Annotated in this window: 13 protein-coding genes; 11 read left to right on the top strand and 2 right to left on the bottom strand. The window is 34.0% G+C overall.

Annotation, left to right across the window (positions count from 1 at the left end):
* The first annotated feature begins 67 nt into the window (after positions 1-67).
* The 8 genes from H7350_RS10090 (at position 68) to H7350_RS10055 (ending at position 7,903) form a co-directional block, all read left to right on the top strand.
* Positions 68-2,479 (top strand): alpha-ketoacid dehydrogenase subunit alpha/beta, encoded by a 2,412-nt coding sequence (locus tag H7350_RS10090; RefSeq protein ID WP_204345790.1) that lies wholly within the window; start codon positions 68-70, stop codon positions 2,477-2,479.
* Positions 2,480-2,558: 79 nt separating this feature from the next.
* Entirely contained in the window at positions 2,559-4,169 is a 1,611-nt protein-coding gene (locus H7350_RS10085) for a class I SAM-dependent methyltransferase (protein ID WP_204345789.1), read from the top strand.
* A gap of 12 nt (positions 4,170-4,181) precedes the next feature.
* The gene (locus tag H7350_RS10080; protein WP_235989321.1) at positions 4,182-4,562 is read left to right on the top strand and encodes a DoxX family protein; all 381 of its coding nucleotides are present in this window, start codon (positions 4,182-4,184) and stop codon (positions 4,560-4,562) included.
* A complete protein-coding gene (locus tag H7350_RS10075; RefSeq protein WP_204345788.1) occupies positions 4,562-4,825 on the top strand; it encodes a DUF202 domain-containing protein in 264 nt (87 codons plus the stop codon). The genes H7350_RS10080 and H7350_RS10075 overlap by 1 nt, the downstream gene beginning before the upstream one ends.
* A gap of 105 nt (positions 4,826-4,930) precedes the next feature.
* Positions 4,931-6,364, top strand: coding sequence for a hypothetical protein (locus H7350_RS10070; RefSeq protein WP_204345787.1), 1,434 nt, complete (start codon positions 4,931-4,933; stop codon positions 6,362-6,364).
* An 83-nt stretch (positions 6,365-6,447) separates the two neighbouring features.
* Entirely contained in the window at positions 6,448-6,927 is a 480-nt protein-coding gene (locus H7350_RS10065; protein ID WP_204345786.1) for a hypothetical protein, read from the top strand.
* Positions 6,928-7,055: 128 nt separating this feature from the next.
* Entirely contained in the window at positions 7,056-7,412 is a 357-nt protein-coding gene (locus tag H7350_RS10060) for a hypothetical protein (protein WP_204345785.1), read from the top strand.
* A gap of 68 nt (positions 7,413-7,480) precedes the next feature.
* Positions 7,481-7,903 carry a hypothetical protein gene (locus H7350_RS10055; RefSeq protein ID WP_204345784.1) on the top strand — a complete coding sequence of 141 codons (423 nt, stop codon included), beginning with the start codon at positions 7,481-7,483 and terminating at the stop codon, positions 7,901-7,903.
* A 50-nt stretch (positions 7,904-7,953) separates the two neighbouring features.
* Here the strand turns inward: H7350_RS10055 and H7350_RS10050 are convergent, their stop codons facing one another.
* Positions 7,954-8,514: a type 1 glutamine amidotransferase domain-containing protein gene (locus tag H7350_RS10050; RefSeq protein ID WP_204345783.1), complete on the bottom strand. Its 561-nt coding sequence runs from the start codon at positions 8,512-8,514 to the stop codon at positions 7,954-7,956.
* 124 nt (positions 8,515-8,638) lie between these two features.
* On the bottom strand, positions 8,639-9,643 hold the full coding sequence (gene holA / locus H7350_RS10045) for a DNA polymerase III subunit delta (protein WP_204345941.1): 1,005 nt from the start codon (positions 9,641-9,643) through the stop codon (positions 8,639-8,641).
* Between the two features lie 105 nt (positions 9,644-9,748).
* On the opposite strand from holA, the gene H7350_RS10040 reads away from it, so the two are divergent.
* From H7350_RS10040 to H7350_RS10030, 3 genes are all read left to right on the top strand, one after another.
* Complete coding sequence (locus H7350_RS10040; RefSeq protein WP_204345940.1) at positions 9,749-10,192, top strand: type I restriction enzyme HsdR N-terminal domain-containing protein; 444 nt, start codon at positions 9,749-9,751, stop codon at positions 10,190-10,192.
* Entirely contained in the window at positions 10,189-11,169 is a 981-nt protein-coding gene (locus H7350_RS10035) for a glycosyltransferase family 2 protein (RefSeq protein ID WP_204345782.1), read from the top strand. Before H7350_RS10040 ends, H7350_RS10035 begins: the two co-directional genes overlap by 4 nt.
* A 120-nt stretch (positions 11,170-11,289) precedes the next feature.
* Positions 11,290-12,147, top strand: a complete 858-nt coding sequence (locus H7350_RS10030; RefSeq protein ID WP_204345781.1) for an OmpA family protein — start codon at positions 11,290-11,292, stop codon at positions 12,145-12,147.

The following is a 12,147-nucleotide window of genomic DNA, read 5'->3' as shown; positions in this document are numbered from 1 at the left end:
TATAACAATGTTAGACGTTGTATTATTGGCTAAAAATAGCTAAATTTGCAGCAGATAATTCACAGCTATGCCAACAGAAACTGAAGTAACAACCAACATCACTTTTACTGACTTTAAAAACGAAGTTGTAAACGATTATAAAATTGCAGTCACGAGTAGAGAATGTAGTTTATTAGGTCGTCGTGAAGTGCTTACAGGAAAAGCTAAGTTTGGCATCTTTGGTGATGGTAAGGAAGTGCCTCAATTGGCTTGGGCAAAAGTATTCAGAAATGGAGATTTTCGTTCAGGTTACTATCGAGATCAAACCTTAATGATGGCAATAGACCAACTAAATATTCAACAATTTTTTGCTGGTTTATATGCACATACGTCTATTGAAGCAGATCCTATGAGTGCAGGACGCCAAATGGGTGGTCACTTTGGAACTCATAGTTTAGATGAGAATGGCGCATGGAAAAACCTTACCGAACAAAGAAATTCTAGTGCAGACATCTCTCCTACTGCTGGTCAGATGCCAAGACTTCTGGGTTTAGCTCAAGCTTCAAAAATTTATAGGCATGTTAAAGGTATTGATACTACTAATTTCTCTAACAAAGGAAATGAAATAGCTTGGGGAACAATTGGTAACGCTAGTACCAGTGAAGGCCTGTTTTTTGAGACTATCAATGCTGCTGGTGTATTACAGGTTCCTATGGTTATAAGTATCTGGGATGACGAATACGGTATATCAGTTCATGCCAAACATCAAACTACAAAAGAAAATATATCTGAAATCTTAAAAGGGTTTCAAAGAGATGAACAAAATAAAGGCTACGAAATCTTAAAAGTAAACGGTTGGGATTATTCTGCATTGGTAGAAACTTATCAAAAAGCCGAAAAAATTGCTCGCGAAGAACATGTTCCTGTTATGATTCATGTTGTTGAACTTACGCAACCTCAAGGGCATTCGACTTCGGGATCCCATGAACGCTACAAAAGCAAAGAACGTTTAGCCTGGGAAACCGAGTTTGATTGTATTGCCCAAATGCGTTTGTGGATGATTGAAAATAACATCGCCTCCGAAGAAGAACTCGACGCTCTGGATAAATCTATCAAAAAAAGCGTTAGAGAAGGAAAAAAAGCAGCATGGAATGCTTATCTGAAACCTATTTTACAAGAACAATATCAAGCAGTAGATTTAATCTCTAAAGCTGCGGAACAAAGTGCCAATAAAGCTTTTATCTCTAAAATAATTAAAGATTTAAAAGAGATTGATGAACCTTGCAGAAAAGATGTCTTATCTGCCAGTAGAAAAACATTACGCTATTTAGTTGGTGAAACATCTAACGAAAAAACAACGCTTCAAAACTGGATTAACGCGTATATTTCAAAAGTTCAACCCGAATACAGTTCGCATTTATACAGTGAATCGAATCAATCTGTTTTACATACTTCCGAAGTAAAACCAACTTACAATAACGATTCTGAATTAGTCGACGCACGATTAATATTAAGAGATAATTTTGATGCGATTTTCAACACCTATCCTGAAGCTTTAATATTTGGAGAAGATTCTGGGAATATTGGTGATGTAAATCAAGGTTTAGAAGGACTTCAGGAGAAATATGGAGAACTTAGAGTTGCTGATGCCGGAATTAGAGAGGCTACAATCTTAGGTCAAGGTATAGGAATGGCGATGCGTGGTTTACGACCAATTGCTGAAATTCAGTACTTAGATTACATTTTATATGCATTACAGATCATGAGTGATGATTTGGCGACCTTGCAATACCGAACCAAAGGAAAACAAAAAGCCCCTTTGATTGTAAGAACGCGTGGTCATCGTTTGGAAGGAATCTGGCATTCTGGCTCACAATTAGGTGCTATTATCAACCTTATAAGAGGTATTCGTGTTCTTGTGCCTAGAAACATGACTAAAGCAGCAGGATTCTATAACACACTTTTAGAAACTGATGAACCTGCCTTAATTATTGAGTGCTTAAACGGCTATCGTCTCAAAGAAAAGATGCCTACTAATATCGGTGAGTTTAAAACTCCTATTGGCGTTGTTGAAACTATTAAGGAAGGAACCGATATTACACTCGTATCTTATGGTTCAACACTTAGAATAGTTGAACAAACCGCAAAAGAATTACTACAGGTTGGTATTGATGCCGAAGTTATAGATGTACAGTCTTTATTACCTTTTGACATCAATCATGACATTGTTAAAAGTATTGAAAAAACAAACCGATTAATGGTTATTGACGAAGATGTTCCTGGTGGTGCCTCTGCATATATTCTAAATGAAATTCTGAACACTCAAAATGCATTTCAGTATTTAGACAGTCAGCCAAAAACTTTAGCTGCAAAAGCTCATCGTCCTGCTTATGGTACCGATGGTGATTACTTTTCTAAGCCTTCAGCAGAAGATATTTTTGAAGCAGTTTATGACGTTATGCACGAAGTCAACCCTGAAGACTATCCAAAACTCAGGTAAATTTTCCATTTAGAATTTTAGGTCCTGTTAAGGTTTATTATAAAAGGTTTTCTATATTTATAGTAAACTTGATTACTCTATGCTATCAAAAGATGATAAAGTAAAATTGCGTGGTACAATCTTCAGACATTTAGATGGCATTGCTACTGCAACTTCTGCTTATACACTTCATCAAAAAGGTGTGTTGGCACATTTACTCCAACAAAAGAATTCAGATATAACATCACTTGCAGCTGCTTTTAATGCTAATGAAGGCTACCTAAATGTAGCATTACACGTGCTTGCATCACAAGGCTGGTTAGATCAGACTATTGACAATTCAACAAATACGATTACTTATACTACAAATGAAAAGAGTAAAAGTGCTTTTGACTTAGTCCATCTTTATGAGCCTGTAGTTAACTTGTTGAAATATTCTGATCGTTTTGCTGAAGATAAAATGATAAGTACTGATGCATTTATTGCTCTGGATCCCATCTTTAAAGCTTTTGAACATAATTTCGGATTAGATATTTCTGATGAAAACACTGTAGATTACCAAATTTTAAAACATATCGAAGGTGTTATCGCTGGTCCGATTATTGTCCTTTTAGGTGTTAATGGACTTTTCCATAAGTATTTTATGGAAGCTTCATTTACTGCCGAAGAATACCATAAAGATCCAGAAAGTTTTAAAAAAATTCTCGATTTTTTAGCGCAATTAGGTTGGTTTAAAAAGAAAAAAAACACCTATCAATTTACAGATGAAGGTCTATTCTTTGCAAAACGAGCAAGTGCTTATGGTGTTACTGTATCCTATCTGCCTACTTTTATTCATTTAGACGATTTAATCTTCGGAAACCCTAAAATTTTGAAAACTTCATCTCCAGATGATACCGAAAAACATGTCCATCGTGAAATGAATGTTTGGGGAAGTGGTGGTGCGCATTCCACCTATTTTAAAGTTATAGATGAAGTCATCATAAAGCTTTTTAATAAACCTATTGACGAGCAACCCAAAGGAATTTTAGATATGGGTTGTGGTAATGGAGCATTTATTCAACATATTTTTGATGTTATTGAATACCAGACTCACCGCGGAAAATTATTAGATGAACATCCCTTACTTTTGGTTGGAGCAGATTTTAACCAGGCAGCATTAAAGGTGACAAGAGCTAATCTCATTAAAGCTGATATTTGGGCGAAAGTGATTTGGGGAGATATTGGACGACCAGATATTTTAGCCAAAGATTTGAAAGAAGACTATAACATTGAATTAAGAGACTTGTTAAATGTTAGAACGTTTTTAGATCATAATCGTATTTGGGAAACACCAAAAACTACCACACAAAGAGTAAGTCAGTCTCATGGCGCTTATGCGTCTTTAGGACAACGTTTAAATAATAATACTGTTGAAGATTCGCTTTTAGAACACCTCACAAAATGGAAACCTTATGTAGAACGATTTGGGTTGTTAATGATCGAATTACATACTGTAAATCCTAAATTGGTAGCGAAAAACATTGGCAAAACAGCAGCCACTGCTTATGATGCCACTCATGGCTATAGTGATCAATACATTTTAGAAGTCGATGTCTTTAATGCTATTGCAAAAGAAGCTGGCTTACATCCAGACCCTAATTATTTTTCAAAATTTCCTAATAACGAATTGGCAACAGTAAGTGTCAATCTTTTAAAAGGTATTAACTAAACATTTTTTATTATGATGAAAAGAAACTTCACAGATTTAGCCCTACTCATCCTAAGAGTAGGTTTTGGCGGGTTTATGCTAACACATGGCATTCCTAAATTAAGCATGTTATCTAATCCTTCAGATTTTGGAGACCCAATAGGTGTTGGACCAACCATATCACTCATTCTTGCCTTAATTGGCGAAGTCCTAGCTCCTGTTTTACTAATCATAGGTTTTAAAACAAAATGGGCTGCTATTCCAGCATTTATTACCATGTTTGTTGCCGCTTTTGTAATTCATGCTAAGGATGATTTGGCGACTAAAGAGCATGCTTTACTTTTCTTTATAGCATTTCTGGTATTATTTCTAACTGGAGCAGGAAAATACTCCATTGATGGCATGAAAAAATAATGAGTAAGGAAAACCCTCTTATTACACGAGATTGGCTGGCTATAGAGCGAACAAAATTAGCAAATGAACGTACATTTTTAGCCTATTTTAGAACCTTTCTGGTCATTTTGGGTACAGGTGTTACCATTTTAAAACTCGAATTTTTTTCCGACTTAAAATCTTACGGTATCATTTTAATTATTGTCTCTTTAATACTTCTCATTATTGGTATTGTCAGATTAGTGAAAGTTAAAAAAACTATCAGAAAACACTACAATCTGTAAAAAAGAAACACATAACTATATGTGCAACTTAATTGTTGTATTTTCGGCTCTTGATCTGAAATATTTTTCAGATATGAGATAATTCGAATTTTATTGAACTCAATTATGAAAAAAATTATTGTAATAGCATTATTAGCTTTACCAATACTCAGTTTTACTCAAAAAATTAAAGTTAAGAAAGGCATTGTGACTTTCGACGGAAAAGAAGTAGCAAAAGTAGATACTGAACTACGCGACAATTATTTATTCTCTACACTTTCAGGAGAAAAAGCATTTGATGTGGTTTTTAAAGGCATGTCGGCATCGACTACTGAAGGTTTTCAGTGGCTTGAACTGACCGCTGTTGATGGAACAAAAACAGAAATTCCTTATGAAGTACTAATGACATCCTTCAGTCCGACAAAATTAATCATCAAACTGCTTAGTGCCAAATACAAGTTAATTACTACAGATGGCATAGACATGAAAGCTGTAGATGCCTTTTTTGCTGAAGAACGTGAAGTCTTAAGTCATACATATGCAAAAACAGTAATTGCAGCCAAAAATGATCAAGCTGAACGTGATGCTAAAATTGGCCAGTATAATCCATTTGTAAAAGATGACGGAACCATTCTATTTGGAGGTGCTACCGGAACAAAAATTATGGGTCGTGTGTCCTACGGAAATAATAGCTACAGTGTTACAGATTTGGATGGAATCCTTATAGGAACTGCAACAGGCTGTTCGACATGCACGACTGTAAAAGCAAAAACATTTACTGATGAAGATTTTGAATTCGACCATGGTTCTAGAACAATGATGACTGGTCGATTCTCTAGATCATTTGCTCAGATTTTTGTTGAAGAACTATTAGGAAGAGATTATACATTAGGACATGAAGCTAAAGCATACAAAGCACGATTACATAATGAAAAAGTAAAAGTTGCTAAAGAAAACAGCATCAACCTTTATGGTGTGCCTGGATATGTCATAGATGAAGACGGTACAAAATACACAGGAACAATTTATGCCATTTTTGAAGAATTACAACTAGATCCCACGCAACAGGAAAGCGATTTATATGATATGAACACCATTGATAAGTATGGTAAATTTGTCAGTATTAAATACAATAATGACAAAGGCCGCTTACGTACAAAACGTTTTGCTGCAAGAAATAATATTATGTTCGCGGCAACTGTAGATGGTGAAGAACAGATGTTCTACGGTATGAAAACCAAAGGTAATGCGTTAAAAAAATTATCCAATGCTGGTAATCTCGGATTCGATAATTCATATTTCTACAAGATAGAATATAACAAAGGTGAGCATAAAGTATTATCAAAACCAGGTGAGCCTGAAACCTATGTTTTAAAATTCGCAGATACTAAAGTAGGTTTTATGATTGATGACCGAAAAAATGAAAAAGTATCAAATGCTTTGGCAAAGTTCATCAAATCTTGTAAATCACTTTCTGAAGATATTAATAATCAAGAATTTGATTTGAGCAATTTTGAAAACTTAAAAGTCATTGTTGATGAGTATAGCGCTTGCAACTAATGATTGATTTAAATTCCTATAACAAAAGGCTTCCATATTGGTGGCCTTTTTTAGTATATTGACCTTATATAAATCTATATGATATGAAAGCGGTTTCGGTAGTCACTATTAGAAAAGAACTCAAACATAAATCTAATGAAGAGTTAGCTGAACTTTGCTTACGTTTATCTCGTTTTAAAAAGGAAAATAAAGAACTCCTCACCTACTTACTGTTTGAAGCCGATAGTGAAGCTGGTTATATTGAAACTGTAAAAGAAGAGATTGACGAGCAATTTGAAGCTATAAACACTAATAGTTATTTCTACATAAAAAAGAGTGTTCGCAAAATCTTAAGAACAACCAAAAAGTATATCCGATACTCGCTTAACAAAGAAACTGAAATTGAACTTCTACTCTATTTTTGTAAGAAACTTAAAACGATGTCTCCATCTATAAAACGCAATACAACCTTATTCAATATTTATGACCGAACGATAGAAGCTGTAAGAAAAAAAATAGTAAAACTTCATGAAGACCTACAATATGACTACACCATCATACTTGAAGACATTGAGGCATTATAGCCTACTTTAAGAGCCGTAAACAGCTATTAATCTAATATTTCGACTTTCAAATTCACTCTAAAAAAGATAATTTGTATATTTATAATGATACAACTTAACTTACGTTTAACTTAAATTACCCAAATTCGATGAAATATGTATATCCAATAATTGTCTTTTTGTGCATTGCCCAACACCATGCTTTTGCGCAATCCACTTCAGATTTCAGCCCTACACAAACGATAAGAGTAACAGATAAATCTGTCGATCAAAATGCTGTAATAAATCCATATCCAGATCACAACAGCCTTGTCATTATTGAAAATTCTGGAGAAAATAACTTGATTATTAAAATTCAAAACAAGGAAGGAAAAACAACAAAGTCAATCCCTCTAGACATTGGAAACACCAAAGAACTAAGATTATTATTAGGTTTCAAATTGTATCTTGAAAGCACCTTACCATCTGAAGCTAAAGTAAAATTTAAAAAACTTAAAAGTTATTAGTAAACAAGTAGCATGACTTAGAAGCATGATGCATTTAACCATATATTAAACTAACTAAATCACATATTATGAATCCAATATTAAGAAATATTCTGGCTGTTATTATTGGTTGGCTTGTTGGTAGCTTTGTCAACATGGGATTAATCATGGCTGGTCATAAGATAGTTCCTATTAACGGTGTCGACATCAACGATATGGATGCAATGGCTCAGGTAATGCCCACGTTAGATGCTAAATATTTTATTTTTCCGTTTTTAGCTCATGCATTAGGAACTTTTGTTGGAGCACTAATCGCTGCAAGTATTGCCGTCAGTCATAAAATGAAATTCGCACTGGCTATTGGTGTTTTATTCCTCATTGGTGGAATTATGGTAAATTATATGCTCTCAGGACCAACATGGTTCACAATAGCTGATATACTTCTTGCCTATATTCCAATGGCATGGCTCGGTGGAACATTAGCTGTAAAAAGGACATCTTCATCTACATAAAAAAAAGCAGAATCGTTATGATTCTGCTTTTTCAATATATAAAGTATAAATTATGCGGTTTGCATTTTATGCTTGCCTTCATAAACTTCTTCTACCAATTTAGCATTAAATGCTGGCAAATCATTTGGGTTTCTACTAGTTATCAAACCTTCATCGACAACTACTTCGCTATCTTCCCATTTGGCTCCTGCATTCACCAAATCTCGTTTAATAGAGTTAAACGAGGTCACTTTACGACCTTGTAATACATCAGCCTCTGCCAGTATCCATGGCGCGTGACAAATAGCTGCAACAGGTTTCTTATTCGCAAAGAACGACTTTACAAAACGTATTGCTGTTTCATTACGTCTCAACTGATCTGGGTTAATAACACCACCAGGTAGCACTAAAGCATTATAATCAGATTCTGACACCTGATCCAAAGTTTTATCTACGGTATAGGCTTTACTCCAATTACCATCAGCCCAGGATTTAATTTCACCAGACGACTCTGAAACAATGTCTACATGTGCTCCAGCTTCTTTTAAGGCATTCATTGGTGATTCTAATTCACTTTCTTCAAATCCATTAGTTGCTAATATCGCAACAGTCTTTCCTTCTAAATTGTTCATGTCTGTATTTTAATTTTAATTGTTAATAATTATATATATACAGTATAACCAAATTGATAGTAAAAACCCAATAGTTTCAAGGGTTTAACGAAGATTTAATAGATAGTGTTAAGGAGTCTTAAAACTAATTAAAAATATGTACGAGTAGCTCTTTTAAGAGGTCGCCATGTGGTACCGAATTAGAATTCACGCCTTTACCTTTAACATCAAATTCGCGAAGTGAAGCGACAACCTGACTTACTTTTTTCATCGGAAAATTGCGAGCCGCAGAAATGTATTCATTCACAAAATAAGGATTGATTTTCAATGCCGAAGCGACATTTCTAGGTGATTTATCATGTAAACCATGAAAATGTAATAACTGTGAAAAAAAATTAAACAACGACGAAACAGTTATAACCATTGGGTTATCTTTTGGATTGTCGGCAAAATAATTAATAATCTTAAATGCTTTAGCAGTATTGCGTTCTCCAATAGCTTTACGCAATTCAAAATTATTATAATCCTTACTAATTCCAATATTCTCTTCTATATGCGCTGCAGAAATTTGTGTCCCTTCAGGCAATACTATTTTTAATTTTTCGAGCTCGTTATTAATCTTGCTTAAATCGGTTCCTAAAAACTCAACAAGCATTTGAGCAGCTTTTGGGGAAATGGTATATTTTTGACTAGCTAATACACGACGAATCCATTCGGCAACCTGATTTTCATAAAGCTTTTTACTTTCAAAAACAACACCCGATTTCTTAATCGATTTGTAAATCGCCTTACGTTTATCTATTTTTTTGTACTTATAATTTAGAACCAGAACCGTTGTTGGTTGAGGCTGATCGGTATAGCTTACCAGTTTTTCTATTGTTCGTGATAAATCCTGAGCTTCCTTAACAATAATAACTTGGCGCTCAGCCATCATTGGATATCGTTTAGCATGATTTACAATATCATCTACAGTAATATCACGACCATAAAGCACCATTTGATTAAAGCCTTTCTCTTCTTCAGCGAGGACGTTTTTCTCTATATAATTTGAAATTGCATCAATATAATAAGGCTCTTCTCCCATTAATAAATAAATGGGTTTAATATTTCCTTTTTTTATATCGGCTACTATTTTTTTTACCTCGTCCAAACTGTGAAAATCCTTTAACTGTGTTATATCATCCAAAAAAACAGATAGTGCTTTTGGATTTCAATTTTAGTAGAGTAACTTTGAGGAAAATCTGTATTCGCTTTGCTGCAAGAACTCAATTTTCCAAAGTTTTTATTCCGTTTCAAAAGTAACGAAAATAAAGTTTCTATTTTCGATGAGATTCGTAAAAAATTCATTGTTTTACAACCTGAAGAATGGGTTCGCCAAAACTGTGTGCAGTATTTAATTCAACATAAAAATTATCCTAAATCGTTAATTAATGTTGAAAAAGAACTCAAAGTGAATGGCTTAACCAAGCGCTATGATATTGTTGTATTTAATCCCAACGGAAGTATACTCCTCATTGTTGAATGTAAATCATATAAAATTAAGATAAATCAAAGTACTTTTGATCAAATTGCACGCTATAACTTAGCGCTAAATGCGAGTTATTTGATGGTAACTAACGGAATTAATCATTATTATTGCGTGATGGATTTTGAAAAGGAACGCTATGAGTTTCTAAAATCTATTCCTGATTATAAATGAAACTAGCTGTCGTCATACTCAACTGGAACGGGCAACAATTGCTGGAGCAATTCTTGCCTTCTGTGCTTCAACATTCACAAGACGCTACTGTATATGTAGCAGATAATGCTTCGACAGATAATTCTGTTACATTTTTACAAGAAAACTTTCCGCAAGTTCACATCATACAAAACACCATAAACGGAGGCTATGCCAAAGGTTATAATGATGCCTTAAAACATATTGATGCTGAACTATTTTGCTTACTTAATAGCGATATTAAAGTCACTGCAAACTGGCTCACTCCTGTTATAGCTGAATTTGACACCAATAAACACACTGCCATAATCCAACCTAAAATTTTGGATTATAAAAACAAATCATATTTTGAATATGCAGGAGCTGCAGGTGGCTTTGTAGATAAATATGGTTATGCCTATTGCAGAGGTCGTGTGTTCGATACTGTAGAAAAAGATCATGGACAGTACGATGATTCAACGTCTATATTTTGGGCTTCTGGCGCTTGCTTTTTTATCAGAAAATCAGTCTTTAACCACCTCAATGGTTTTGATGAATCCTACTTTGCCCACTTTGAAGAAATTGACCTATGCTGGAGAGCATACAACTTAGGACACCAAGCAACATACATTGGCACATCAACAGTTTACCATGTTGGTGGCGCAACATTACATGCCAGCAATCCTCAAAAAACATATCTCAATTTTAGAAATAACCTGTTTACTATCACAAAAAATGCTCATGGTTTTCTCTTCGGAATTATAACTATCAGACTTGTTTTAGATGGTGTTGCAGCCATGAGGTTTTTAATAAACTTAAAATTCTCTCATCTCTGGGCAATTCTCAGAGCACATTTCAGTTACTATTCGCATCTTCCTAAACTTTTAAAGCAGAGAAGGCAGTCGCAATTAGTGCCAAATTACTATGAAAGGACGTCAATCCTATGGTCATATTTCCTTAAAAAACGTCGCCATTTCTAATTGTTAGTAAATGTGTTAAAATTTTAGTTAAATAAGCTAATACCAATAGTTCTTTTATCTAATTTTGAAATGTTCTAAAAATGAACAAAGAAATTTTATAACTAAATTTTAAAATCAATTATGAAAAAATTAATGCTATTAAGTGTTGCTGGGATGTTTATTTTGACTTCATGTGTATCAAAGAAAGAATATATGGCACTTGAAGAAAAGCAAAAAGAAACTCAAGACTTATTAAATTCTGCTACTGTTAAACTAAACAGTTGCTTGTCTGATAAAGCTGCAGCAGTGGCACGTGTGGAAACTATGAAAGATCAGCTTGAAGATTTACGAAAGGCTAATCAAGACTTAATTGATACTAAAGGAAATTTAACAACCTTAACTCAAAAAGGTGCTGAAAATCTTGAAAAATCTTTAGAAAGTTTAAAAGAAAGAGATTTAAAAATTACACGTTTACAAGATGCGCTAACTAAAAAAGACAGTGTTACTTTAGCTATTGTATCCAGCTTAAAGAAAGCTGTTGGTATTAGCGATCCTGATATTGAGGTTAATGTAGAAAAAGGCGTTGTATTTATTTCTATTGCAGACAAATTATTATTTAAATCTGGTAGCTATAATGTTACTGATAGAGCCAAAGAAGTATTGGCAAAAGTAGCCGCTGTAATTAACAGCAAGCCAAACTTTGAAGCAATGGTAGAATCTCACACAGATAACGTACCTTATTCTAAAGGTGTATTAGTTGACAACTGGGATTTAAGTGTTAAACGTGCAACATCTGTTGTTCGTGTGCTTGAAGAATTAGAGGTAAATCCGCAACAATTAATTGCTGCTGGTCGTAGTTACTATGTACCTTTAGTTGAAAATGATACTGCTGAAAATAAAGCAAAAAACAGACGAACTCGAATCGTTGTTTTACCTAAAATTGACCAGTTCTATGAAATGGTTGAAGAAGAAATGAAAAATTTATCAGCTGGAAATTAA

The organism is Psychroserpens algicola (assembly GCF_014526325.1).
Taxonomy (GTDB): Bacteria; Bacteroidota; Bacteroidia; order Flavobacteriales; family Flavobacteriaceae; genus Psychroserpens; species Psychroserpens algicola.
This window is presented reverse-complemented; position numbering and strand designations above follow the sequence as displayed.